Source organism: Hymenobacter terrenus (assembly GCF_000972495.1).
In the GTDB taxonomy this organism is placed as follows: domain Bacteria; phylum Bacteroidota; class Bacteroidia; order Cytophagales; family Hymenobacteraceae; genus Hymenobacter; species Hymenobacter terrenus.
This window is the reverse complement of record NZ_LATM01000009.1, coordinates 39605-65491: the sequence shown is the minus strand read 5'-3', so window position 1 is coordinate 65491 and position 25887 is coordinate 39605. Positions and strand designations below refer to the sequence as shown.

The 25887-nt window shown below is 54.0% G+C and carries 23 protein-coding genes; 11 read left to right on the top strand and 12 right to left on the bottom strand.

The window, feature by feature from the left end:
• The first annotated feature begins 150 nt into the window (after nucleotides 1–150).
• Nucleotides 151–1941: an acyl-CoA dehydrogenase family protein gene (locus WX88_RS13140; RefSeq protein ID WP_046244846.1), complete on the top strand. Its 1791-nt coding sequence runs from the start codon at nucleotides 151–153 to the stop codon at nucleotides 1939–1941.
• Nucleotides 1942–2165: 224 nt separating this feature from the next.
• A complete protein-coding gene (locus WX88_RS13135) occupies nucleotides 2166–3647 on the top strand; it encodes a fibronectin type III domain-containing protein (RefSeq protein ID WP_197076781.1) in 1482 nt (493 codons plus the stop codon).
• Between the two features lie 82 nt (nucleotides 3648–3729).
• On the opposite strand, the gene WX88_RS13130 is transcribed toward WX88_RS13135, so the two are convergent.
• The 5 genes from WX88_RS13130 to mutY all read right to left on the bottom strand — a co-directional run bounded on the left by WX88_RS13130 (nucleotide 3730) and on the right by mutY (nucleotide 10626).
• Nucleotides 3730–5082, bottom strand: coding sequence for a hypothetical protein (locus tag WX88_RS13130; protein ID WP_231590696.1), 1353 nt, complete (start codon nucleotides 5080–5082; stop codon nucleotides 3730–3732).
• Nucleotides 5083–5836: 754 nt separating this feature from the next.
• Nucleotides 5837–7936 (bottom strand): ATP-dependent DNA helicase RecG, encoded by a 2100-nt coding sequence (recG, locus tag WX88_RS13125; protein ID WP_046244843.1) that lies wholly within the window; start codon nucleotides 7934–7936, stop codon nucleotides 5837–5839.
• 95 nt (nucleotides 7937–8031) lie between these two features.
• On the bottom strand, nucleotides 8032–8568 hold the full coding sequence (gene gldD, locus WX88_RS13120; RefSeq protein ID WP_046244949.1) for a gliding motility lipoprotein GldD: 537 nt from the start codon (nucleotides 8566–8568) through the stop codon (nucleotides 8032–8034).
• Between the two features lie 404 nt (nucleotides 8569–8972).
• On the bottom strand, nucleotides 8973–9404 hold the full coding sequence (locus tag WX88_RS13115; RefSeq protein WP_046244948.1) for a single-stranded DNA-binding protein: 432 nt from the start codon (nucleotides 9402–9404) through the stop codon (nucleotides 8973–8975).
• Between the two features lie 139 nt (nucleotides 9405–9543).
• Nucleotides 9544–10626, bottom strand: a complete 1083-nt coding sequence (gene mutY, locus WX88_RS13110) for an A/G-specific adenine glycosylase (protein ID WP_316932327.1) — start codon at nucleotides 10624–10626, stop codon at nucleotides 9544–9546.
• A 189-nt stretch (nucleotides 10627–10815) separates the two neighbouring features.
• On the opposite strand from mutY, the gene WX88_RS13105 reads away from it, so the two are divergent.
• The 3 genes from WX88_RS13105 (at nucleotide 10816) to WX88_RS13095 (ending at nucleotide 14252) form a co-directional block, all read left to right on the top strand.
• Nucleotides 10816–11124: an HU family DNA-binding protein gene (locus WX88_RS13105; protein ID WP_046244842.1), complete on the top strand. Its 309-nt coding sequence runs from the start codon at nucleotides 10816–10818 to the stop codon at nucleotides 11122–11124.
• A 154-nt stretch (nucleotides 11125–11278) separates the two neighbouring features.
• Nucleotides 11279–12199, top strand: a complete 921-nt coding sequence (locus WX88_RS13100) for a tetratricopeptide repeat protein (RefSeq protein ID WP_046244841.1) — start codon at nucleotides 11279–11281, stop codon at nucleotides 12197–12199.
• 445 nt (nucleotides 12200–12644) lie between these two features.
• Nucleotides 12645–14252, top strand: a complete 1608-nt coding sequence (locus tag WX88_RS13095) for an Rne/Rng family ribonuclease (RefSeq protein ID WP_046244840.1) — start codon at nucleotides 12645–12647, stop codon at nucleotides 14250–14252.
• A 132-nt stretch (nucleotides 14253–14384) separates the two neighbouring features.
• On the opposite strand, the gene WX88_RS13090 is transcribed toward WX88_RS13095, so the two are convergent.
• Nucleotides 14385–15071, bottom strand: a complete 687-nt coding sequence (locus tag WX88_RS13090) for a porin family protein (RefSeq protein ID WP_052732660.1) — start codon at nucleotides 15069–15071, stop codon at nucleotides 14385–14387.
• Nucleotides 15072–15190: 119 nt separating this feature from the next.
• On the opposite strand from WX88_RS13090, the gene WX88_RS13085 reads away from it, so the two are divergent.
• Together WX88_RS13085 and WX88_RS13080 are read left to right on the top strand one after the other, a co-directional pair.
• Entirely contained in the window at nucleotides 15191–16174 is a 984-nt protein-coding gene (locus WX88_RS13085; protein WP_046244946.1) for a gliding motility protein GldB-related protein, read from the top strand.
• Between the two features lie 103 nt (nucleotides 16175–16277).
• Nucleotides 16278–17489, top strand: coding sequence for a glycosyltransferase family 4 protein (locus WX88_RS13080; protein WP_046244838.1), 1212 nt, complete (start codon nucleotides 16278–16280; stop codon nucleotides 17487–17489).
• 13 nt (nucleotides 17490–17502) lie between these two features.
• Here WX88_RS13080 and nth read toward each other — a convergent pair whose 3' ends face one another.
• The 4 genes from nth to WX88_RS13060 all read right to left on the bottom strand — a co-directional run bounded on the left by nth (nucleotide 17503) and on the right by WX88_RS13060 (nucleotide 19761).
• Nucleotides 17503–18180, bottom strand: coding sequence for an endonuclease III (gene nth / locus WX88_RS13075; RefSeq protein WP_046244837.1), 678 nt, complete (start codon nucleotides 18178–18180; stop codon nucleotides 17503–17505).
• Nucleotides 18181–18271: 91 nt separating this feature from the next.
• The gene (locus tag WX88_RS13070) at nucleotides 18272–18460 is read right to left on the bottom strand and encodes a hypothetical protein (protein WP_052732658.1); all 189 of its coding nucleotides are present in this window, start codon (nucleotides 18458–18460) and stop codon (nucleotides 18272–18274) included.
• Nucleotides 18438–19073 carry an RNA polymerase sigma factor gene (locus WX88_RS13065; RefSeq protein ID WP_046244835.1) on the bottom strand — a complete coding sequence of 212 codons (636 nt, stop codon included), beginning with the start codon at nucleotides 19071–19073 and terminating at the stop codon, nucleotides 18438–18440. The genes WX88_RS13070 and WX88_RS13065 overlap by 23 nt, the downstream gene beginning before the upstream one ends.
• 283 nt (nucleotides 19074–19356) lie before the next feature.
• Entirely contained in the window at nucleotides 19357–19761 is a 405-nt protein-coding gene (locus WX88_RS13060; RefSeq protein ID WP_046244834.1) for a hypothetical protein, read from the bottom strand.
• 129 nt (nucleotides 19762–19890) lie between these two features.
• Here WX88_RS13060 and WX88_RS13055 point away from each other — a divergent pair, with 129 nt between their 5' ends.
• The 4 genes from WX88_RS13055 to WX88_RS13040 all read left to right on the top strand — a co-directional run bounded on the left by WX88_RS13055 (nucleotide 19891) and on the right by WX88_RS13040 (nucleotide 23455).
• Entirely contained in the window at nucleotides 19891–21180 is a 1290-nt protein-coding gene (locus WX88_RS13055) for an MFS transporter (protein WP_046244833.1), read from the top strand.
• Between the two features lie 210 nt (nucleotides 21181–21390).
• On the top strand, nucleotides 21391–22209 hold the full coding sequence (locus WX88_RS13050; protein ID WP_046244832.1) for a DUF6597 domain-containing transcriptional factor: 819 nt from the start codon (nucleotides 21391–21393) through the stop codon (nucleotides 22207–22209).
• Nucleotides 22210–22276: 67 nt separating this feature from the next.
• Entirely contained in the window at nucleotides 22277–22906 is a 630-nt protein-coding gene (locus WX88_RS13045) for an NAD(P)-dependent oxidoreductase (protein ID WP_046244831.1), read from the top strand.
• Between the two features lie 15 nt (nucleotides 22907–22921).
• Nucleotides 22922–23455, top strand: a complete 534-nt coding sequence (locus tag WX88_RS13040) for an anthrone oxygenase family protein (protein ID WP_046244830.1) — start codon at nucleotides 22922–22924, stop codon at nucleotides 23453–23455.
• Between the two features lie 231 nt (nucleotides 23456–23686).
• Here the strand turns inward: WX88_RS13040 and WX88_RS13035 are convergent, their stop codons facing one another.
• Nucleotides 23687–24331 (bottom strand): nucleotidyltransferase family protein, encoded by a 645-nt coding sequence (locus WX88_RS13035; RefSeq protein ID WP_046244829.1) that lies wholly within the window; start codon nucleotides 24329–24331, stop codon nucleotides 23687–23689.
• A gap of 188 nt (nucleotides 24332–24519) precedes the next feature.
• Nucleotides 24520–25416 carry a ComEA family DNA-binding protein gene (locus WX88_RS13030; protein WP_197076779.1) on the bottom strand — a complete coding sequence of 299 codons (897 nt, stop codon included), beginning with the start codon at nucleotides 25414–25416 and terminating at the stop codon, nucleotides 24520–24522.
• Between the last annotated feature and the right edge of the window lie 471 nt (nucleotides 25417–25887).

The following is a 25887-nucleotide window of genomic DNA, read 5'->3' as shown; positions in this document are numbered from 1 at the left end:
AAACCTCTGCTAAAGAGGTTTTTATTTCATTAAATACTCGGCACGCCTAACATTTTTTCTTATCTTGCAACACTAAATCGTTTGGCCCGTTGTTTCTCAAAATAGTAGGCGTGCCTAACACTTTTAATCTTAAACCCCACCTCAACCGTCATGGAAGTAACGCAGAAAGCGCCCCTTAAGGGCGGTGAATTCATCATCAAGCCGACTGACGCACAAGACGTCTTCACGCCGGCTGATTTTACCGAAGAGCAGAACTACATGCACCAGACCTGTCTGGACTTTGTAGACGCGGAAGTAGAACCGCTACTGGAGCGCCTCGACAACCACGAGGAAGGCCTCATGCGCGGCCTGATGGAGAAGGCAGGCCAACTGGGTCTGTTCGGGGTAAGTGTGCCCGAGCAGTTCGGTGGGCTTGATATGGACTTCCCCACGGCGTTGCGCGTGACCGAGGGCGTGGGTGGCGGCCACTCGTTTCCAGTGGCGTTTGCGGCGCACACGGGTATCGCTCTATTGCCTATCCTGTACTTTGGCAACGATGAGCAGAAAGCCAAATACCTGCCCGGCCTGACCAGCGGCGAACTGATGGGTGCGTACTGTCTCACCGAGCCCGGCTCCGGTTCCGATGCCTTGGGCGCGAAAACCAAAGCTATTCTCAACGCCGAAGGCACTCACTACGTGCTGAACGGCCAGAAAATGTGGATTACCAACGGCGGCTTTGCCGATGTGTTCATCGTGTTTGCTCAGATTGACGGGGACAAGTTCACCGGCTTTATTGTGGAGAAATCCACGCCCGGCTTGAGCCTTGGCAATGAGGAGCACAAGATGGGCATCAAGGGCAGCAGCACCCGTCAGGTGTTCTTGTCCGACTGCCAAGTGCCGAAGGAGAATGTATTGGGTGAGATTGGTAAAGGCCACCTCATTGCCTTCAACGTGCTGAATATCGGGCGCATCAAGCTGGCTGCTGCTTGCCTGGGGGCCGCCAAAATGGCCGCCACGCAAAGCGTGAAATACGCTAACGAGCGAGTACAGTTCAAACTGCCGATTGCCAAGTTTGGAGCCATCCGCTACAAAATCGCGCAGCAGGCTATCCGCCTCTACACCGTAGAGTCGGCCATTTACCGCGCCGGTTCCGATATCTATCGCATGGAGCAGCAACTGATGGCCGAAGGCAAAGGTGCCAACGAAGCTCTGCTGGGTGCCGCCCGCGAGTTTGCTGTGGAGTGTGCCATCCTGAAAGTAGAGGGCTCGGAAGTGCTCGACTACGTGGTGGACGAAGGCGTGCAGATTTACGGTGGCTACGGCTTCTCAGCCGATTACCCGATGGACCGCAACTACCGCGATTCACGCATCAACCGTATTTTTGAAGGTACCAACGAAATCAACCGTCTGCTGGCCGTGGACATGATTTTGAAGAAGGGCCTGAAAGGTGAAATCGACCTGATGGGCCCTGCCCAGGCCGTGCAACAGGAGTTAATGAGTATCCCGAGCATGAGCCAGGACGAAGAAACCGGCTTGTTCAGCAAGGAGTTCAAGACCATTGCTAACCTGAAAAAGGCTATTCTGATGGTTGCTGGCTCGGCCGTGCAGAAGTACGCTGCCACCCTCGCCAAAGAGCAGGAGTTGTTGATGAACATCGCCGACATGGCCATCAAAGTGTACGTAGCCGAAAGCACGCTGCTGCGCGTGGAAAAAGAAGCCGCCGCCAAAGGTGCAGAAGCTCTGGCCGTGCAAGCCGACATCGCCCGCGTATATCTTGCCGATACGGTAGATATAGTAGAGAAAGCCGGCAAAGACGCCATCGGTAGCATGAGCGAAGGCGATGAGCAGCGCCTGCTGACCATGGGCCTCAAGCGCTTCACCAAGTCGGAGTTGCTGAACGTGCGGGATGCCCGCCGCCGCATCGCCGCCGTGGTAATTGAAGCCAACGAGTACGTTTTCTAAACATCTCGTTTAAGACAAAAAAGGCAGCTCCTGCTTCAGGAGCGGCCTTTTTTTGTTTCAATATCAAACCGGTCTGGTCCGATAACCACGCTTTGGGGAGGATGAAGATTGAGCAGTGAAAAAAGAGAAGCCAGAGAAGCCTTTCGCTGCCTTGACTGGTCTGCTGGAAAGCACGGCGGATGCGCCGGGTTTTATTTCCTTCACTTTCCACTTTTTTGCCGTTCATGAAAAACCTAACCCTACTTCTAACCTTGCTAGTGGCGGCGTTGAGCTGGCCGACTCCTAGCGCCCAAGCCCAAGCCCAAACCTGTGCGGCCCCTACCAACGTGCGCGTGACCAGCATTACGGATACTACCGCCGTAGTGAGCTTTACCCCCGCCGATTCCACTGTTAGCTATATTGTGCGCTACTCTTTAATTGGCGACTCTACAGCGGCGGGCATTATCAGCATCAACACACGGACTTCCTCCGTTAGAATCACTGGCTTGCGGGCGCGGACTTCCTATCGGGTATCGGTAGTGAGCAACTGCATCGACAGCACCAGAAATTCTTCGCCCTGGGTTAGGTTCCAAACCAGCGGCCGTAGCGTGGTGTCCTGCGGCACTGTTGCCAGAATCTCGGTTACGCGTACTGCTGCCGCTACCCTGGTCGGCTTTATGCCAGTAGCGGGAGCCTTGAGCTATACGATTCAAATTCGGATAGCTGGCGACACCGCCAGCGTGCAAACCGTGACCACCAGAGATTCATTGGCGAGATTCTCCGGCCGTTTAATACCGGGCCGTAGCTATGTAGTTACCGTTGTTACCAACTGTGCAAATGGCTCGTCGGCCGCAGCCAGCACCACTTTTACTACTCCACCCACTGCCAATACTACCTGTGGGCCCGTTCGCAACATTCGCACTGTGGCCGCTACTGCCACTACGGCTACTTTGAGCTTCACGCCAGTAGCAGGGGTTGCGAGCTACCGGCTCCGATATTACGCAGTGGGCAGCAGGGCTGTCCAGACCAAAACGGCCACGGGCTCGCCCGTAACGTTCACCGGTCTGCGTCCGAGCACTAGTTACCTTGTGGAAATCATCACTATTTGCACCAATCGTGACTCTACGGCCATTGCCCGTGGCTCCTTCACTACTACAGCGGCCAGCATCTGCGGTAGAGTAGCCAGTGTGAGAATAAGGGCGACCAACGACTCAACGGCCGTTGTCAGCTTCACCCCGGGAGTGGGCAACACGGCCTTCTTCGTTAGCTGGTCTGCTCGCGGCGATTCTGCTCGTTACACTTCGTCGACCACGACGCCTATTGTACTGCCAAGATTAGTACCCGGCCGCACATACATCGTTCGGGTATTCAGCACGTGCAGTGCTAATGGTACGCCTACTGCCAACCCCGACACAACCCTGACTTTTAGCACCCGGCGTAGCATAGGGAATGGTAACTCCAACCAAGGTGTGGGTCCGGTGAGCATATTTCCTAACCCAGCTCATCAAACTACAGGACTTGTACTACCTGCCGTACGGGGTGCGGCCCAAGCCCAACTCGTGCTCCTGAACACCGGAGGCAAGCAGGTACGGACCCAGACCGTGCCTTTGACGATGGATGGCGAAACCCATGTTGACTTAGACCTGTCGGGGGTAGCCCCCGGCCTCTACACGTTGCGCGTACTGACCAGTGGGAAAGCTACCAGCCAACGATTGGTAGTTGAGTAGCCCTGCCACCTAGACTACAATAAAAAGGCCGCTTCTGATCAGGAGCGGCCTTTTTGTTAATGATGGAGATAGTTGCTGGAGATTACTTCACCACAATCTTTTCCAGCTGCAAGGCCGACGACTTCTTGTTTGGTCGGCTCACGCCGATGATGGTTTTCTCGCCCAGCCAAGCAGTAAAGTCTTTTACATAGGCCAGTTGCTGGTCGTCGGCCACGTTCAGTTTCAGGCGCTCGGGTGGCCCTACCACGCCGGTTTGGGCATTGATACGGCGCAGGTAGAGGTCTGATTTTTTGTTAATACTTTCCAGTGTCAGCAACTGCACGGTATTGCCGAATACCGCAGCCCGAAAGCCAATGCCCGTGTAAGCGTCCACGGCCGGCGCTACCTGGTTTTTGGCTACAATGTTGTGCCAGGTTGGCTGACCGAATTCGTTGTAGCCGAATACATGCAATTCGCGTGCGTGCACCGGCGACTCGCTACCACCTTCTTCAAAATGCTTTTCAGCGATTACGACCAGCTGCTTATCCGCAGTCAGTAATAAGTCTGCCAGATACACATCCTCAAGGCGTTTAATGTCTGCTCCGCTGGCCTTACCCACCTCAGTCAGGTAAGCCGGTGTGAAGCGAAACTCCGGCGAAAATTTCATGTCTCCGGCGCCGCTGAAATCATATTTCACCACTTTCAGGCTGTAGTATTCGCCGGTCTTGTAGTCAGCGCATAAGGCAGCAGCGTACAGGCTGCCATCATTCAGTACCGAGAACTTGGCATCACGGATGGTGACGGGCTTGCCCCCGAATGTGCCGCCTACTGGCACCCCCAATACCTTTATCTCCGTATACTTACCAGTCGGATAGCGGCGCACAGTCAACTTTTTCATGCCATCGCTAACTAACGTAACGTATTGTGTACCATCGTTGGCTACATGGACGGCGGGCGAGAAAAAATCGCCCAAGTCGCGAAAATCATACGTTTTCTGCTCCAGTTGCCCCAGGTTTTGGTCAAATAGCGTAGCTGCAATGCTCTTTACCTGTTGCTCCCGGGTGAAATAGCGGAAAGCCAGCAGCCGGGAGCCATCCGGCGAGATGGATACTCCCGGCCGCCGGTCGCGGGCTAGGGCCGTCATTACTACTTTGGTGGCGCTTTTTTGGCCACTTTGCATGTTTACGGCTATCACGCTCAGGTTTTGCCCGCTCTCATCTTTGTGGTGTAGCACCACCAATGCCTGCTGCGGGCCATGGCCAAACGCTTCGAGTGTTTCGCCAGGCGTGACGGGGATGGTAGTGCTCCACTGTTTTTTGAGCTGAGTATCGTAGCGCTCCACGGCGTAGCCACCAGCGTTTTGGTGAGCCAGGATAACGAAGCCGGAGCCATCGGCTAAGGGCAAGGTTTTGCGGGGTACCCGCATGTCATAGCGGTCAGATCCCTGCTCGGGCAAATAACTAAATGGTGCTGACTGGACCTTTTGCGCCATGGCTGGGGCTGAACTGCCCAACAAACTCCAGCCCATCAATCCAATTAGCAATACTCGTTGCAACATAAAATTTGGGTGTATTTGAAACATAGAAGGTAGGTTTTGATGGCCTAGCGTGCTCAAAAGTACCTCTTTCGGAGCTTGCCTTCCATGCCCCAAGGCCTGCTAGGCTTAAATAACGACGAGCTGACTAACAAAAAAATATTTCAACCATAACACTGCCATGGTCACTTCCGTAGAGGAAGCCCGTTTACTTCGCATCAGCTTATGAATATCCTATTTAGAACTTGCTCTACCAACTCGGTAACTCAGGTATAAACTGGCGTGACCTGAGTCCTTTTGACCGTGATTTTGACTCGGTTGAACGTTTTTTTCAAATAAGCTTACTCCTTGGCGTACCTTTGCACCCGCAATTATCTATACTTATGAAGTCACTACTCAAGTTCACGTTGTTATCGGCTCTTATTATCAGTGGTAGGCTTGCTAAACAGTCTACTCCAGCCGAAGTGGTACAAGCGCTAGAGTCCAAGGTAGCCCCTAACACCTCTGTAGTATTAGTACACCAGGTAGTTCATTCTGAACCCGCGAAGTCTACTCGAGCGCAGACTCAGGTTCAGGAACCCAGCAGTGCACCTCTAGCCAAACTCTTTTAGCCAGCAACACCAGCGACTTGTAGTAAGGTCGTTTTTTTTTGCTCCTCCGCTTCGGTTAATAACGCTCAGCTAATCCGACTCCAGTTGACGGCTGTAGCTGGCAGGCTCTCAATATGACGGCGAATGTTTCCGTTGTCGGGATGTACCAAGTTGGGGTCTTCAGTCAGCAGTGTTTGAGCAGCGGCCCGGCTTTCGCTTAAAATGCGGCCATCCTTAGCTAAATCGGCAATAAGGAGGTCAAGCACACCGCTCTGTTGGGTGCCCATCAGGTCGCCGGGGCCGCGCAACTTGAGGTCAATATCAGCAATTTCGAAGCCGTTATTGGTCCGCACCATCGTTTCGAGGCGGGTGCGGGCATCTTTGCTCAGCTTGAAACCCGTCATCAGGATACAGTAGCTCTGGTCGGCCCCGCGGCCCACGCGCCCGCGCAGTTGGTGCAGCTGCGAGAGCCCAAACCGTTCGGCGCTCTCAATCACCATCACCGAGGCATTTGGCACGTTCACTCCCACCTCAATCACAGTAGTGGCCACCATAATCTGGGTTTCTTTGTTGATGAAGCGCTGCATTTCGAAGTCCTTCTCTTCGGCCTTCATACGCCCGTGCACGATGCTGATTTGAAACTCCGGGAAGGCTCGCGACACGCTCTCATAGCCGTCGGTCAGGTCCTTATAGTCCATTGTTTCCGATTCCTCGATCAACGGGTACACGATATACACCTGCCTCCCCAGTTTCACTTGGTCGCGAATGAACTCGAACACTTTTAGCCGGTTAGCATCGTAGCGATGCACCGTTACGATGGGTTTACGGCCAGCGGGCAGCTCATCAATTACGCTCACGTCCAAGTCGCCATACAAGGTCATGGCCAGCGTGCGCGGAATGGGCGTCGCCGTCATCACCAGCACGTGGGGGATGATGTGCGGGTTTTTCTGCCATAATTTCGAGCGTTGCGCCACGCCGAAGCGGTGCTGCTCATCCATAATAGTCAGGCCCAGGTTGCGGAACTGTACCACGTCTTCGAGCAGTGCGTGCGTGCCCACCAACATATGCATGGTGCCGTTGCGTAAAGCCTCGTGCAGCACGCGCCGTTCAGCCGTCCGGGTGCTGCCTGTGAGCTTGCCAATGCTGATACCCAGCGCATCGGCATATACTTTAAGACCCGTGTAGTGCTGGTCGGCCAAAATTTCGGTTGGCGCCATGATGCAACTCTGCGCACCATTGTCAGCTGCCATCAGCATGGCGATAAAGGCCACAATGGTTTTGCCCGAACCGACATCGCCCTGCAGCAGGCGGTTCATCTGCTTTCCCGTGCAGAAGTCCTTATAGATGTCGTGAATAACCCTTTTCTGGGCCCCGGTTAGGTCAAATGCAAGGTGGTTTTTATAGAAATCGACCAGCGTTGGCACTTGATTAAAAATCTGCCCGGCCAACGTCACCTTGCGCTGGTCGCGCTGCCGCAACAGCTTGAGCTGCACGTAGAATAACTCTTCAAACTTCAGCCGGAACTTAGCCGCCGCCAGCAACTCCGGGCTCTGAGGAAAGTGAATCTGCTGCAAAGCCTGCGCCTTGCTCATGAGCCCGTACTGATCAATCAACGCTGGAGACAACGACTCTGTTATGTGCGACTGAGCCAGCTTCAGCAACTCCGCCACCATGCGCATAATCGCCTTGCTGTCGATGCGGTGGTAGTTTTTGAGCTTTTCTGAAGTATTATAAACCGGCTGTAGAAAGCTCTGGCCTGGCTTGTTCTCGCTCACTTCTTCCAGCTCTGGGTGCGCCATCTGCGGCCGGCCATTGAACATAGTCGGTTTCCCAAAAACAATGTACTCTTGATTGTTCTTGGTGTACTGCTGCACCCATTTTACGCCCTTGAACCACACCAGTTCCAGTTCGCCGGTGCCGTCACCCACTTTGGCAGTTAAGCGTTGCTTGGGCCCTTCGCCAACTAATTCTTTGCCACGCAGCATACCTTTTACCTGTACGTAGGGCAGGTCATCGTGCAAATCGGCCACGTTATACACCTGCGTTCGGTCGAGGTACCGAAACGGGTAGCGCTGAATCAGGTCGCCATAGGTAAACAGCCCCAGTTCTTTGCCCAGCAGCTGCGCCCGTTGGGTGCTGCCCACCGTACGCAGGAATTCAAGCCGCGTGTTGAAGAAATTACTCATTGCATTTGACAATCAACATGTAACAGATAACATCTTTCCAAGCCGCCCCAAGGTCTCGCCAGCATGTTAAATGTTAAGCATTGAAGGCTGACTGACTATTTGTATTTCAGGGTATTCAGCATCCGCACCATATCCGTTTTCACGTACTCAATCACTGGCGCGAGCGAATCATTGGCCGTAGCCGTTTGGAAATAAAGAGCTCCCCGCAGAAAGTGCCGGGTACTGTCGGTGATATAAAACTGAAACTGGCTGGGCACCTCGCCCGATAGCTCAAAAACCGAGGCGCGCATGCCGCTGGGCGTCTTCAAAATTCGCTCCTCAATAGCTGTGGCCTTGATTTCGTGCTTACCGGTGAGCTTGCGAGCGTCTTCCATCATCTTGTTGTAAAGGCGTTGGTCGCGCTGCACGTCCATGTAGGTAATCTGCACATTGGCGTGCAGCTTGGGATAGTAGATATTGAGCCAGTGCGGCTGAGCTATGTAGGATGAATCGCGCTTTATCACGGCTTCCCTCGAGTATTCGAACGAGTACGGATGCCCCGCAGGCAACTCCTGATAGCGGTGTGCGGGCAAGTCAATACGGTTATAACCCTTAGGCTTAGGGGTGAAATCCGGTGCTGACGAGCAGCCCATCAGCAGCGCCAGCCCTACAACCAGTACGGGAAGTTTTTTCAACAGTGATATCACGTAATTGCGTCGACTAGAAATGGGGCTACCAGTGTTTCGAATAGCGTCCGAAGTTCCAAAGGTAGCCTTTGGCCTTTGCTGGGCGCAACGAAAAAAGCCCCGAGCTAGTGCCGGGACTTTATACCCAAGTCAGGAATTCGTACGCGCTTTCCACATTACCCAGGTTTCACACCTGGATTCTTGAAAAATGATAATTACTAATTCGTCGCAGAGGCCATGAGCCATTGTTTTATCATCAGTTACATAAGGGCGTTGGAAGTAAACAAAAAGGCCACCGTAAGGTGGCCTTTTGTTAGTTAGAGTCAACTAGAAACTCTGTACGATTTTAAAAACATTAACCAATTTATGGCCTAAAAAGGCAATTGGTCTAGCTCCGGCTCTTGTCGGAAGCTTTGCTCTGGTTCGGCTACGGCTTGGCCGTTGGCATCGGCAGCCCCATTAGCTCCCTGGGGTCGACCACCTAACATCGAAATCTCATCGGCGATGATTTCCGTGATGTATCGCGTCTGCTGGTCTTTGTCCTGGTATTGGCGGGTCCGTAATTTGCCTTCGATGTATACTTGCTGTCCCTTTTTGAGGTATTTGTCAGCCATATCAGCGAGCCCGCGCCAAGCCGAGATGTTGTGCCATTCGGTGCGCTCCACGCGGGTCCCTTGTTTGTCTTTGTAATATTCGTTGGTAGCGAGGGTGAAGTGAGCCACGCTCACGCCGCCTTCTAAGTGCCGCACCTCTGGGTCCTTACCTAGGTTACCTACCAAAATTACTTTGTTTACTCCGGCCATATTAATGCACGTTAGGAAATACAGAATCGAAAAAGCCACTCGGCCCTTTCTGCCTTAAAGGTAAGAAATTAAATTAGATGAAGCTAATATTTTGCTAAAAAAAAGAGCAGAAATTTCTAATGTAACTGGGAAGAGCTGCTCAGAGGTTTTGACTGCAATAATTGGCGATGAGCTTCGGCTTGGGCAAAGCCTCAATTTCATCGGTGGAATAGGCCCGCAGTCCCAAGTCGCGCAAGGTGGCCGCCGGCAAAGGCTGGCTCAACGTCATCGGATGGAAGCGTGCTTCTAGCTTTTGGTGACTTAGCACGTGGCGAAACATAGCGCTTGGCTCAGCGGCCTGCCTAGTATCAAGCTGAGCGCCTAGCGCATCCAGGTGGCGTACCAACTCGGCCGCTGGTAGCTCTGGCGCGGTGGTTTCGGCTAAGGCAAAGTCGTATAGGCCTTGCCAAATGTCTTTTTCGCGGCGCTCACGCAAATAGGTCTGGTCACCGTGGCGTAGCACAAAGTAATGGAAGTAGCGCGTCCGCGAAGCTTTAGCCTTGCTTTTCACAGGTAGTAAGGCCACTTGCCCATGCTGGAAAGCCCAGCATTGACTTTGTAAGGGACAAAACAGGCAATCGGGCTTGACGGGTGTGCACTGAATGGCTCCAAACTCCATCACAGCTTGGTTGAAGTCAGCTGGGGCATCGGCCGGGATATGCTGGTCAGCCAGCGCCTGGAATTCTTTGCGTGAGCTAGGCGCGGCGATATCCGAATGCAGGCCGAAAATGCGCGCCAGCACGCGATACACGTTGCCATCCAGTACGGCTACCGCTTCATCGAAGGCGAAGGAGGCAATAGCAGCGGCTGTATAGGGTCCTACGCCGCGTAGTTGCAGCAAGCCCGCATAAGTAGTAGGAAATCGGCCTCCGTATTCATTTACAACTTGTTGGGCGGTGTGATGCATGTTGCGAGCTCGAGAGTAGTAGCCCAGCCCTTGCCAATAGCGCAACACTTCCGCTTCCGGGGCCGCGGCCATATCCTGGACTGTGGGATAAGCCACCAAAAAAGTCTCATAATAAGGGAGACCTTGTGCCACACGGGTTTGCTGAAGAATGACTTCCGATAGCCAAATTGCGTAGGGGTCGCGGGTGTGGCGCCAAGGTAGGTCGCGGCGGTGGCGGGGGTACCAGGCCAGGAGCGCAGTTGCCAGAAAGGAGGGACGCGAAGTTATTTTTGTCAAAATTTTGAAAGCGAATAATTTGAGTATGGGCCTTGTTTAGAGGTCCGGGTTGTTAAAACGAAAAAAGGGGACTACCTTTGTGGCCCCAATTCAAGGGCGAACCGCCTACCGGGCAAGGGCTTACGCTGGAATCAGGGATTTTTTTGCCTAAAAACCTATTTTTTTCAACCACCTAAGTACCATACCAACGTGACTAAAGCTGAGGTAATCGCCGAAATCTCTACGAAGACCGGCATCGAGAAAGCAGACGTATTGATGACTGTTGAGGCTTTCTTCAAAGTCGTGAAAGATTCAATGACGGAGGGCAATAACATTTATGTGCGCGGCTTCGGCTCGTTTGTAAATAAGAAGCGTGCCCGCAAAGTAGCCCGCAACATCTCGAAAAATACGTCGCTCATCATCGAAGAGCACTACATTCCGAGCTTCAAGCCGTCGAAGACTTTCGTGGCAAAAATCAAGAACAGCAAGAAGGTGAAAGCCGTTGCGGCCAAAGCCTAGTTTTTTGGTAGCCGATACTGAGTCTCTAGTAATCAGATTGCCAAATTGGGCGTCTGACAATTATTCCAATATCGACCACTAAGTAATGAATTGCCGGCCGCGCCGCCGGTGTCTTTTCCGTCAGGGAAAGCCCGGCGGCCGGCTTTTTCAGCCTATGGCCACTACCCGTTCAGCTGCTCATCAATTGGTTATTCTCGCCGTCGCACTTGCGCTGATTGGCGGGTTATTCGTGTTGCCCAAAGGCATCATGAAGCCGAAAGAAAGCCGTTCGGAATTGAGCAAGGATGCAGCTAAGACGGGGAACCGGGATGGTGGCGGTCCAGCTACCAACGGTTCCAAAACCGAGGCTTCTTCGGGACCCGTGTCAGCTAATGCCACGGAGAATAATGGTCCCAATGCGGCTCCGCACACGTCGGCAACTCCTGCCCAGCGCAAGGAACTAGCCCGTTTGTTGGCGGAATACAAAGCGGCTCCCAACTCGGCAACCCGTGCCACGGTGGCCGCCACCTTGGCACGGCGCTACGAAAGCGTGGAGCGGTTCGACAGTGCTGGCTATTACTTGGAGCAAGTAGCCCAGGCCAACCCCAATGCCCAAGCCTGGCAACATGCTGCTGATGCTTACTTTCAGGCATTTAGCTTTGCGGCAACTGACGAGCGAGTAAAATTGCTTGGTGGTAAGGCCCGGGAATTGTATGACAAAGTATTGAAAGACGAGCCCGGCAACCTTGACGCTAAAACCAACCTTGGCATGGCCTACATGGCCTCTGATAACCCTGTGCAGGGCGTAACACTCCTGCGTGAAGTGCTAGAAGCCGACCCCCGTAATGAGAAAGCCCTATATAATATGGGTATTCTAGCGGTACAAAGTAACCAGTACGATAAAGCCGTGAAACGTTTTCAGGACTTAGTGAAGGTCAATCCGAAAAACGTGAACGGACAGTTTTACCTCGGCGTCACCCTGGCCCGCACCGGTGCCAAGGAAGAAGCCAAGGCGGCTTTCCTCACCGCCAAAAGCCTCAGTGCCGACCCGGCCCTAGCCGCTTCAGTAGATGAGGAGATTGCAAAGTTGAAATAAGATTAGTTGTTACATGAAATGCTAATTAGCAGCTGTTAATGATGTTTTAAAAATACCATCTCGACGCAGTAAGAAGTATTTCTGATGAACGACAACAAGCAACAAAATAACTAACTCAACAACCAATTTAACCCCCAAGCATTATGCCCTGCGGTAAAAAAAGAAAGCGTCATAAGATTGCCACCCACAAGCGCAAGAAGCGTCTGCGCAAGAACCGCCACAAGAAAAAGTAAGCCTCACGGGGCGTAGCGGCGGCCGGCAGTTTTCCTAACGGGAAGGGAGCCAGCCGTCTATCTCTCACGTAGCCTCCTGGGTGTGGCTAGCTGAGTGCTTTTCCCGTGGCTCGCGAGGGAAGCCAGGACCTAAAGTTCTGGCTTCCCTTTGCCGGTTTGAGGGTAGTGCTTTGGCGTTATTACCAGCAGGTTACCTTAACTAAATCAATGCTTTGAGTAATGAATTAGTCATTAATTCTACTCAGGAAGGCGAGCGAATTGCGTTGTTGCAAGACAAGCGGTTGATTGAATACCATTTCGACCGCAATGACACCAATTACTCAGTAGGCGACATCTTCCTGGGCACCGTGAAAAAGGTGATGCCTGGCTTGAACGCGGCGTTTGTGGACATTGGCTACGAAAAAGACGCGTTTCTGCACTACGGCGACCTTGGCGAGCAATACAACTCTTTCACGAAGTGGGTGCGAACGGTCCAAAGCGGCCGGTCTGCAACTGCTGGACTAGAAAAATTTACGTTTGAGCCCCCGCTCGACAAAGTGGGCAAGGCCGAAAACGTGTTTAAGAAAGGCCAGCAAATCGTTGTCCAAATCATTAAGGAGCCGATTTCTACCAAAGGCCCTCGGGTGAGTACCGATATTTCAATGGCCGGCCGCTACCTCGTGCTGATGCCATTTTCAAACACCATTAGCGTCAGCAAAAAAATTGTGAGCAAGGGGGAGCGCGACCGTCTCAAGCGCCTCATTGCTAGTATTAAGCCCGATAACTTTGGCGTTATCATCCGCACTGTGGCGGAGGGCCGCGAAGTGGCGGAGCTTGATAAGGATATGCAGGATATGGTGGCCAAATGGGAGCAGCTTTATACCACGCTCCGCACGGCCAAGTCCAACGATAAAGTGCTGGGCGAAATTGGTCGTACGTCGTCAATGCTCCGGGACATGCTGAACGAGTCCTTCGACAGTATCTTGGTGGATGCCCCGGCTATGTACGAAGAGATGCGTGATTACCTGCAGAAAATAGCGCCTGATAAATTAGGATTGCTGAAGCTGCACAACTCAAAGATTAAGATCTTCGAGCAAACCGGAATTGAGAAGCAACTCAAAACGCTGTTTGGCAAGACGGTGACGGTACCTGGCGGCGGCTATTTGGTTATCGAGCATACCGAAGCCCTACACGTTATCGACGTGAACTCGGGTAGCAAGAGCAATCAAGAGAATGATCAGGAGGCGACCGCACTGATGATTAACCTGCTGGCAGCCAGGGAAGTGGCTCGTCAACTACGTTTGCGCGACATGGGTGGCATCATTGTCATCGACTTTATTGACATGCGCTCAGCCGAAAGCCGGAAGAAGGTGGAGGACACCGTGCGCGACGTGATGAAACACGACAAGGCGAAGTTCACCGTGCTGCCCCTTACTAAGTTTGGCCTGATGCAAATCACTCGTCAGCGGGTGCGTCCGGCTGAGAACATCGTGACCGGGGAAATGTGTCCTACTTGTGGCGGCACCGGTAAAATTTCGGCTTCCATCCAAGTAACTGACGATATCGACAACAGTATCGATGACCTGCTGGTGAATCAGAACCAGTCAGGCATCACGCTGTCAGTCCATCCATTCTTGCATGCTTATTACACCAAAGGGCTGGTTTCGCGCCAGATGAAATGGTACCTTAAGTACTACAAATGGGTAAAAGTAGTGAAGGATAGCAGCCTTGGGCTTACCGATTATCGTATTGAAGATGAGCGAGGTGAAGAAATTCAACTGCGTTCATCAGCAGCAGCAATGAGCCGTTTGCAAGACCGCGAAGTGGAAATTGTGGATTAACTCAGCAATCGCACTAGCAGCTAATGCCAACAGTTAACAAAACGCCCCAGCTTCTTTAGAAGCTGGGGCGTTTTGTTAGCCGGATACAATGGTTTTTGCAAAGCTCTAGACAATCATTAAGAATTTTTTGAGTTAGAACTTGATGCCTAAATCCAGTGCGAGAGCACTGTTTTTGATAGTGATGTCTTTAAAATCCCGGTTTTTTTCAAAGTAGCGGTCGATGTCCACTAAGCCGCGGTGATAGCTGATACCGGCGAAAAGTTTGGTGCTTTTGGCCATTTGGTACTCGGCTCCAAAACCCGCTAAGGCATCGGCATCAATGAAGAGTACATGCTTACTGGCTTTGGTTTCTTCGCGCGTGGCCGGGTCAGTGTAAAACTTACTGTCGTTGATGCGTGTACCGATAGGCACGTTTAGCGACCCGCCGATTTGGAAGTAAAGGCGCGTGGCCGAGGCAATTTCATTGGTGAAAAGCTTGACAGTCACTGGTAATTCCAGATACTGCATGCTAATTTTTTGGCTCACGGTGATGGGCTGGGGAATAATGCCGGCCGAAGCATCTTTGTAGGTAATGGTGCCGCCTTTGCCCGTGAGCAACAAGCCAGTGCTGAAAGCGTAATTTTCACCAAAAAAATAATCAATCACTAATCCGCCGCCAAAGCCAAATTTGCTGCCATCGCTCTCAAAGCCGCGGTCAGTAGGCGATTCGGCCCGAAGGCTGGTGATGGACGGCGACACTTTCAAGCCGATTTCGACTTGAGCTGAGGCCGTACTAATTGTGGCCGCAAGGACCGGTAGAAAGAGAAGAGTTTTTTTCATAAGAGACAGATAATCCGACTGTATATAGTAATTGCCAACCGCCGGTAGGTTTTGGCTAATTTTACCCTAAAGTAACACGTGTGGAAAAGAATAATGTTATCTGGCGACGCTGGCTGCCGATGTTTTTAGGGTTGAGCTTAGTCTTCGGAGCCTGTAGGCAAGGACCGGCGGAGAATTGCCGGCCAGATGCCGCAGCTGATGCGCCAACTGTGCCGATGCGCCTGCAGCGCCTGGAGCCGGCCTTTTTCAGAATAAAGACTGCCGCTGATGCACAACAATTCATGGATGCGCATCCGACCTTTTCGCGGTACTACCTGCAGCGTCAGCCCGCTAATGAAAAAGAATTGGAGGCAGGCTTGCCGCAACTGGCTACTAATGCGGCTTTGCAGCAATTGGGGCGTGAAACGACGGCAGCTTTCCCGGATAGCGCCGCGTTGAGGCGGGATTTGGGTGAGCTATTTCGCCGGGTGCATTACTACTTTCCCGATTTCCGGGCACCGGTGGCATTCACGTACGTGAGCGGCTTTTTGGGTAAAGATATTTATGTGAATGACAGTTTGTTGGTGCTTAGTCTGGATTGGTTTGTGGGTCCAAACGCGAGCAGGCGCCCCGACTTGCCGCAGTATATGCTGCGCCGCTACAAGCCAGCAGGTCTGTTGCCCTTGCTAGCCCAGAATGTAGCGAGCAAATACAACCGTCATGAGCTGACGGCCAACACCACGCTCGATGCTATGGTGCATCAGGGCAAGGCTCTTTACTTCGCCAGTCAAGTGTTGCCCTGCACCCCTGACTCGTTGCTGCTAGGGTATACCACGCGTGAAATGATAGGCTTGGAAGCCAATGAGGGGCGAGTATGGGGGCATTTTCTAGAGAAAAATCTGCTGTATTCGACAACACCTTTTCTAGTGCAGAAATACGTGGGAGAACGTCCCAACGTGCCCGAAATCGACAAAACCTGCCCGGGGCGGGTGGGGCAGTGGGTAGGCTTGCAAATCGTGCGCAAATACGTGACCGAGCATCCGGAAGTGAGCCTGGGCCGCCTGATGGCTGAAAAGAATGCTCAACGCATCCTGAATGAGTCACACTACAGGCCTAAACGGTGAGTAGCAACCAGTGAGGTGGAGGCTATTGTTCTGTATCCATTTTGCGGTACAGATAAAACGCTAGATGTCAACTTTGCTGTCTTGTCTATTTACCTACGTTTTCATGCACATCGCCGTTTTCAGTCAGTACCACACCAATCCCGACTGCCCTGCCACCAGCCGGCACTACACGCTGCTGGCTCACATTGCGAAAAAGCATCGGGTAACGTTGCTGACGACGCCCGCCTGGAAAGCCCAGCGGCTGACAAAGGATTTTCCGTGGGTACCAGCCGGCGTGGAAATCCGCGAGGCCAATGTACCTTATGAGAATAAAATGGGACCGGCGCGGCGTGCGCTGGCCTTCGCTCATTATGCCGCCTGGGCCATGCGCGAAGGATTGCGCATCGATAAGCCGGATGTCATCTGGGGGATTAGCACACCGTTGACGGCGGCGTGGGCAGCAGCCCATGTGGCCCAGCAGCGTCGGGTGCCGTGGGTGTTCGAAGTGCAGGATTTGTGGCCGTCTTTTCCGATTGCAATGGGGGCGGTGCCGACCAAACTAGCGCGGCAACAACTCTATCAGCTGGAAAAGCGGCTTTATAAGAGCGCGGGGCATATTTTGCCGCTTTCACCCGACATGACGCGCTACGTGGCGGACTTGGGTATTACCCCCGCAAAAGTGACGACCGTGCTCAATGGTACCGACTTGGAACTGGCCACGCGCGCCACGCCTGATGCGGTGGCCATGCTCCGCCAAGAGCAGGACTTACTTGACAGGCGCGTTATTTTGTATGCTGGCACTTTTGGGCGAGCCAATGATATCCCGACGCTGGTGGCAGTGGCGGAATCAGTGGTCGCGGCTGATGCAGATGTGGTGTGGCTATTTCTGGGCCACGGCTTTTTTGAACCATTGGTAGCGGCGGCGGCGGCTCGCTGGCCTGGTCGCATCAGACTGGTAGGCGGACAGGCACGGCATGAGGTGTTCCGATGGTTTGCGCTGGCCGACATTTCGATAGTGTCGTTTTTGGGCTTGCCGGTCCTGAATTCGAACTCGCCGGCCAAGCTTTATGATTCGCTGGCGGTGGGGACACCAGTTATCGTTACTAATGAAGGCTGGACCAAGGCGTTGGTAGCGCAGTATGATTGCGGCTGGTACGTACCCGCTGGCGATGTCAATGCACTGACGGTACAGCTACAAACCTTATTGGCCCAGCCGCCAGGATATTTGGCCGCTGCCGGGGCCCGCGGCCAGCAACTGGCCCGTGCAGAGTTCGACCGGCAGCAGTTGGCGAGTCAGGTGCAAGAAATATTGGAAGCAGTAGCAGAGAAGAAATAAATCAGCGGGCACGTTACGCTACGGGAATGGGCTCATAGGCGGCAGCTTTGCCAAAATGCTTTTCGAAATAGGCGCAGCTAGGGGCCAGGGGGCAAATAGTACACTTGGGCGAGCGCGCCACACAGATGTAGCGGCCGTGCAAAATCAACCAGTGGTGAGCTTTGGAAATAGCTTCTTCTGGGATATAGCGGACCAGGGTTTTCTCCACTGCCAGTGGTGTGGTCGCGGTTTTGGGCACGAGGCCGAGGCGGTGCGACACCCGAAATACGTGGGTATCGACGGCCATAGCGGGCTGGTTGTAGATGACAGATGCCACTACGTTGGCCGTTTTGCGGCCTACTCCGGGCAAGCGCTGCAATTCCTCAATCTGGCTGGGGACTTCGCCCGCAAAGTCTTCGGTGAGCATGCGACCCAGGCCAGCCAGGTGCTTGGCCTTGTTGTTGGGATAGGAAACGCTGCGAATGAAGGGAAAAATGTCGTCGGCAGTGGCGGCACCCAAGTGGGCAGCAGTCGGAAACTGCTCGAGCAACGCAGGCATTACCTGGTTCACGCGCTTGTCGGTGCACTGAGCGCTTAGCACCACGGCCACAATCAACTCGTACGGATTGCCGTAAAGCAGTTCGGTTTTGGGTTCCGGGAAGTTGGTGGTGAAGTAGTCGAGAAAGTAGCGAAAACGGTCGGCACGGCGCATAGGGAGGGCAAAAAAAGGTCATCCTGAAGGTTCCGCGCAGAGAGCGAAATCTTCGGGATGACAAAGCTAACTTAACCGAGGGAGGAGAAGTTTATCCCACCATAAACGTTCGAGAGTACTGCAGAATAGCGTCAGTAGTAGCCTGACGGGGTTCCAGGCGCAAGCGGTCGAGGGTACGCTGCGCGAGGAGCAGGTCGGCGCAGGCAGTGGCCAACTCAGGGTCGTGCAGTAGCGCTGCCTCTACCTCACGCAGCTCTTTAGCTGGCAACTCGTTGTACACATAGCGAAGCAGTGTCGAATGGGGTAATGTTTGAATCATAATGGTGGGAATTGGCGGCTATTTTCTTCCGCAGATTTATCAGCGCGTAGCGCATCCGGCCTAGGGCCGTATTAATGCTCACGCCGGTTGCGTTAGCAATTTCCTGAAAGCTCATGTCGCCGTAATGGCGCATCAGCAATACCTCCTTTTGGGCGGCTGGTAATTCTTGGATTAACGCCCGAAGGCGGCTATGGGTTTCTTCGCGGGCCATAATATCATCGGCAGCGTCGTCGGCCATAGGAAGGGTGTTGACCAGTCGGTCATTGTCGGTGAGGCTAACGTGGGGCACACGCTTGCTCCGCCGAAACGAATCGATGGCTAAATTATGGGCAATGCGGCAAATCCAGGGAGCGAATTTGCCTTCCTCATTGTAGCGTCCACTTTTGAGGGTGTGGATGGCCTTGATGAAGGTATCTTGCAGTAGGTCCTCGGCCATTTCCTCGTCGCGCACGATGAGGAGGATGGTCGTGAACGCACGGCTTCGATGCCGCTCCAAGAGGATGGCGAAGGCAGATTCCTGGCCGGCCAGGTAAAGCGAAATGAGCGCGGAGTCGCTCGGCTGCAAGAGGTCCATAAAGGGCTACGGATGAAGAGAACGTAGAGCTTTAGGCCGATAGTATGCAGTTAGCGAAAAAGATTATAAAAAGCGACCGGTAACTTGGCGTTAATGTCCGGCTAGAATCAGACCAAATGTAGAGGTATGAGGCGCATTCACGCAATAGTGCGGAAAGAAAAATGACAAAATCTTTTTGTCGAAATGGCGCAACCTTCCTTAAATCTTCATTTAGGCCGGTTTATGCAGAGTTAATTAAAAAAGAAATTTTACCTGCCAAATATTAGTTATTCGGACTTGTTCGTTAGCCCGCGAGCCAGCGGTAGGCCGCGGCTTCGTCGGTAAAGAGCCCGGTGAGGTAACCTTGATTGGAGCGCGGAGCGGCGCTGATGGTCGCCACGGAGCTTGCCGACTGCTCCCGGAGGGCTCGCAGGGGTGATACCAAGAAGGCGATGCGCACGGGCTCGGCGTAGCGGCGTGGAAGCTTAGGAAAGAAATCGTTATCTATCCACGCCGCTAGCTCGGGCGTGGCCAACTCGTCGCGGCGGCGCATGTCGAGGAGCCAGCGCCAGCAGCCGAGGGCATCGGCCGCATCCAAGATGGCGAAATAGCCGGCCTGCAGTTCGGGCGCGGTTATTTCGCGCTGCCAACGGGCAATTATGGCTGGTAGATCGGGTCGGGGCGTTATTTCCAGGCCGAAAGTATACATGAGCCGGGGTGGCATAAGCCATGATAATCAGCCTGCAAGGTAGGTTAAACCGGTCTTCCTGCAAAGCAGCCCGGCTGAACTGCCATACCTTTGAGCCCAGCCGCCGCAAAGGCGTGTTTCCGTGCTGTTATGCTTACTCCTGCCAACGCGCCTGTTGCCCACGACCCTTACGCCGTTCTCCGCCTGCCTGATTTCCGTCGTTTGGTGTCGGCCCGAGTGTTATTTACAGTAGCCAGCCAGATTCAGGGCGTAGTGGTGGGATGGCAGATTTATGAACTGACCAACAATCCATTAGCCCTGGGCTTGATTGGGCTGGCAGAAGCCATTCCGAGCATCACGGTGTCGCTCTACGCGGGGCACGTGGCCGATTCGGTACCGCGCAAGCGGATTATTATTCCGGCTATGCTGGTATTGCTCCTGTGCTCGGTGAGTTTGTTCTTGTTAACCAAGCCGGCCGGCATGGCACTGTTTGCGGGCAAGGGAGTGCTGGCGTTTCCACTGTATGTGGTGATGCTGTATGTGGTGCTGTTTGTGAGTGGCATCGCACGCGGCTTTTTGGGACCAGCGGTGTTTTCGTTCATGCCGCAGCTGTTGCCTGACCGCAGCCTGCTATCGAACGCGGTGACGTGGAATTCGAGCAGCTGGCAGGCGGCGGCGGTGCTGGGGCCGGCCATTGGAGGGCTGTTGTTTGCGAAGCAGGGCAAAGCGTTTGCCTACGGGGTAGATGCAGTGTTGATGCTCATTTCGCTGCTGTTGTTTCTGAGCATCGCAAGTCGGCCGTTGCCACCCCGAGAGGGAGAGCGGCTGAGCCTGGGGGAGAGCGTGCTGAGCGGGGTGAAGTTCATTTTCAATAACCAAATCGTGCTGGCGGCGCTGTCGCTCGATTTGTTTGCGGTGCTGTTTGGCGGCGCGGTGGCGCTACTGCCCATTTTTGCCAAAGATATTTTGCATACCGGCCCCGATGGACTGGGCTACTTGCGGGCCGCGCCAGCGGTGGGGTCGGTGCTAATGGCCGTGTGGCTCACGTACTCACCCATGCGGCGCGGGGCGGGGCGCAAGCTGCTATGGGCGGTGGCTGGTTTTGGACTGGCCACTATCGGATTTGCCCTGTCGAGGAACTTGGTGCTGTCGCTATTTCTATTATTTCTGACGGGGGTATTCGATTCCGTGTCGGTCATCGTGCGTTCCACGCTCATTCACACTTACACGCCAGAGTATATGAAAGGCCGCGTTTCGGCGGTGAATAATATTTTCATTGGCTCTAGCAACGAGATTGGGGGCTTTGAAAGCGGGGCGGCGGCGAAGCTAATGGGAACGGTAACGTCAGTGGTGTTTGGCGGGCTGATGACGTTGCTGGTGGTCGGTATTACGGCTTGGAAAGCGGATAAGCTCCGGGGTTTGGAGACGGGTACCAAATAAGGTAACAAAGGAGCATAGAATACTTCCTTGCTAAGTAAATCCTAAAAGGCGTGTATTTTGCAGTAAATCAATTATTAGCTCTGCTGACCTGCGATTCAACGATGTGAGCGAGATGCTTCGATCCGCTCTGCCGGACCGACCTGTTGGTGCTGTTACGTTTGTTCGGATACCTAAAAAGGTAATTTGGAAGTACTGTAAAAATGCTGCGCTATGCACTTTCAGCAAATTGCTCCGCCTGATTTTCTCAGAGAGTACGTTCGATATTTCTGGACGCTGGAAAACCGTGACGGGGATGTGGTTTCCAGAACGTTTAGAACCATAGCGGATGGTTGCCCGGGGCTTCTTTTCCAGCAGGTGGGACACGCCTTATTCTACGACCAAACGCATGAGCCTTGGCCGCGTCTGCTGCTGTACGGGCAGGCCACAAGGTCGGGAGAAGCCTATGCTCAGGGCTCTTTTCGCATTCTGGGAGTCTGTTTCTATTCCACCGCCCTGACTTCGGTTTTTGGACTTGATGCTGATGAGTTGACCGACTCCTGCGTAGACCCGGACCTGCTTTCGACAACCCAGGCCGCGCATCTTTCCGAACAGTTGAGCAATACGCCTGCGCTGAGCGACCAGATTGAGCTTCTATCGGCCTACTTACTCGCCAAGGTCAGGAAAAACCAAGTGCTTGTCGGCGATGGTATACGGCACTGCCTGACGCAGCTTATGGATTCGGGAGGCCGTGCCTCCTTGCAAAACCTGCAGCAGCGGTTGGGAATATCTGAACGAAGCTTTCAGCGAAAGTTCAAGCAATGCGTGGGCCTTTCGCCTAAGCTCTTTGCCAGAATCTGCCAATTTCAAGCGTCGTTGCAGCAGCTGCGGAATCAGCGGTATGACAAGCTTTCTGACGTGGCGCTCGAAAACGATTATGCCGACCAGTCGCATCACATTCGGACTTTCAAGGAGTTTGCGGGCTTTTCACCTTATCAGTATCAGAAATATGCCAACGGGTTGGTCGATAATTTTACGGAGCTAGTCCGATAGCGGCTGTCGCTTTTGTTCTATTTTGCGGGTTGAGGTGCCCTCGTACTTTGTCAAAAAAGCAAATACGATGAACATCCTCATTTTTGGCTCAACTGGCGGCACGGGACGTGCGCTGGTTGAGCAGGCTCTGGCGCAAGGCCACACCGTTACGGCGTTTGCCCGTACTCCCGCCAAGCTCGCGATTAGGCACCCCCAACTGCGGATTGTGCAAGGTGACGTCATGGATTTTGCGGCCGTCAGGCAGGTCATGCCCGGCCACGAAGCCGTCTTATCCGCCCTTGGGGCGCCTGCCACAGAGAAAGTTGCCGTACGTTCGGAAGGCACGCGGCACATCTTGGCGGCCATGGCTGCGGCTGGGGTCGGGCGCTTCGTCTGCCTGACGACTCTCGGCATGGGTGACAGCCAAGCCGCCCTGCCTTTTTCTTACAAGTATCTAATTGTGCCGCTCTTTCTTCGCCACGCATTTGCCGATTCTGAACTGCAGGAAAGCCTTATCCGCCAGAGCCCGCTGGCCTGGACTATTGCTCGCCCCGCCACCCTCACCAATGGTGCTCGGACGGGGGTGTATCGGCACGGTTTCCCGGCCACTGAGAAAGGGCTAAAGATTAAAATATCGCGCGCCGATGTAGCCGATTTCATGCTGAAGCAGCTGCACGATGTCACCTATCTGCGCAAAGCTGCAAGCTTGTCGTATTAACTACCTCCTTGTTTTATGCGCAGCAATACCATCGTCTTAGTACTAGCCACTACCACGACCGGCTTGGTAGCCGGTGTGTTCTACGGATTCTCCGTGGCCGTAAATCCAGGTTTCGCGCGTCTGCCAGACCCCGCTTACATTGCCGGCATGCAAGCAATTAATCAGGTAATTCAAAACCCGGTTTTCGCTGCCAGCTTTTTTGGGGCGCCCATTTTCCTGCCGCTGGCCGCCGTGCTGCATGCCCGCCGAGCATGGTCGCGGCGGTTTACCTTGTTAGTCTGCGCATCAGCTATTTACCTGATTGGTGGATTGGGGGTGACGGTTGCGGCTAATATTCCCCTGAATGAGACTTTGGCCCAATTTCCTCTCCGTACTGCTTCATCGGAACAAGCAGCTACGGCCCGAACCCGCTTTGCCGGACCGTGGAATAAGTGGCACGACATCCGGACACTCGCTAGCACAGTTTCCTTAGTCCTGTCCATCTGCGCCTGCTTGTCGGCTGATCCGGCTCGCCCCAGCCAAGCAGAGGAGACAAACGAGGTACTTTGACCCTCCACCGCTCTCCAAACAGGTCTTCTAGCGCAATCTTGGAATGAATGTATTGTAGCGCGAACTCTGTTGTTCGCGTGCTCACGCTGGTCGCATTGTTTGGCCATCGTTCGGGTATCTGCCGGGGACGTGAACGACAGAGTTCGCGCTACGGGAATACGAAGCCGCGCTAACTATAACCTGGCCGCAGAACCGCTGGCTTACGAGTATCGGGGAGAAGCAGTGGCACGGTTAGATCGGCTCTGTACTCAGCAGAGCAGCGTATTGTTCTGGTGTATCCACATCCAGCAAGCCAGCTGGGAAAGGCACGTGGCCGACGGCCGCGCCCAAGCTGGCGATAAGACGAGTAGCACCTTGCGCGCCCTCCAGCTGGTGCAGGGCTGGTAGCATGGTTTGGTCAAAAATAGCGGGTACACCCAGCGTATCACCGTAAGCGGCCGCCACGATAGGCGCTTGGTTTTGCTGCTGTTGCGCTACTAACAGCCGCAGTAATTCTGGCGTCACCAGCGGCTGGTCGGTCAGCATGATGAGGCAGGCGGTGGGATGGGCATCGGCCACCATCGCCAAACCAACTTTTATAGACGAAGCCATGCCAGTTCGCCAAGCTGGATTGTGAGTTATTTGCAGGGGTAAATCGGTTACCTCGGCTGCTAAAGCATCGTGAATAGCTCCGGTGACCAGCACAATGGGCGTGCAGCCGGTAGCCACGGCGGTTTCGGCAGCGTGACGCAGTAGCGTGCGGCCACGGTAGGGGAGCAACTGCTTCGGCTGGCCCATGCGAGTGGAAGCCCCGGCGGCCAGTAACAACAGGGCTACCGTCCTCGGAAAAGCTGGAGTAGTGGCGCTGGAAGCGGATTCGGCGGGTGATTCAGGCATCTATGCTGGCTTTCTGCTCACTATCTTTTTGGGCAGGAATACGGCATTGGCTACAGCGGTGGATATACCCGTCACAGAAATTTCGCCGATGTCGCCCCCTCTTTTCGCGCACGATATAGAGCAGCGTCGCCCGCGGCTTGGCGCTGATGATGTACTCGGAGCCTCCCTTTTTTCGCAGGAGTACCGTGCTACTCACAGCGCAGATAGGGACGCATCTTTTCCCAGTCTTCCTCCTTCAAAATAGGAATCTGCTTCAGGTCTTCCACTCGCTTAAATGGGCCGTGCTGGTTGCGATACGCCACGATAAGGCGCGCCCGTGGCTTGCCGATGTAGGGCTGCAAGTACATTTCATCGAAAGAAGCGGTGTTCACATTCACCAGTTTAGGCGTGTAACCGGGAGCAACGAAGGTGTACTTCTTCAAGCTGTCGCGCAAATCTGGGGCATCCCGCAACACGAAAACTTCGTCTAACTGCTCTTCCCGCAAGTAGCCGCCGAGCTGGTTGCGATACTTCACCACCCATTTGGCCCGGCCCGCCCCGATGCCGCGAATCTGCATCAGCTGCGTGGTGTCGGCAGTGTTCAGGTCGAACGGCTGCAGGTTGCGCGGCTTGCGCGGGAATTTGCCGGGTGAGTCGCTAACCGTGGCGTAATCAACCCGCTCATTGTGCTTGGGCGCTTCGTCGGGGAGCTGCATGAACGGGGCCAGCCGTTGGTACACGGAGTCGTCGAGTCCGTACATTTTCTTTACCTGGGCCTTGGCTTTGAATCCGCCGGCTGCCGTGCGGTATTTCACGAGGCGGGCGGCCACGAAATGCGGAACGCCTCGGGCCTCCCAGCCTTCGGCCGTCAGTGCGTTGGGGTCGAAAGGCGCCAGACGTATTCGCGGTACCACGGGATAGCGCGAGGTGCCCCGGTCAGCCTTTTTGTACTCCCGCTTGGGGTAGCGCGAGGCGTAGCTATTATCCGATGTCCGGTGCTCCTTAAGATCCGCCACCAGTTTGTCAAGCCCTTGCTGGTCAGCTGCAGAAAGGTAAATGGGTAGTTCCGGGCGCAGTAGCAGCGGTACTACACTGGCAGCCAGCATGAGGGCCAGAAGCCCAACCATCCCCCTAGCTTCGCCCCGGGAGTAACCCAAATGCCGCCGTATCCAGCGCATCGGGCCGGAGTTGGACCAGGACCAGCGGGGACGCGGCGAGGGGGGCATAGCGGCCATGGACGAAAGTCGCCAACGCGCAGTTGGACGATGGTAGAAGACGAGAAAAAAGCAAGCCGTATGGAGACTACCTCTCGCTTGCTATTGACAGACAAGTATAGGTATAATCTCTGGCTATTTGTTGTTTGTCATGGGTGTTCTTCAAGTTTCTCTGCTAGTGAGTTGTGAAAGGACGCTACGAGGCATGATTCAGCCTGAAGCTAAACTGCCACGTGTTGGCCCTGCAACCGGTCGGGGGCTTTAGCAAAGAAGGGAGCTACATGCTTTCCACCCGGTCGAAGGGCGCGGCGATAGTGAGTACGTGCGCTCTGAATAAGTCTTGCACTGCGTCAGGTAGTAGTA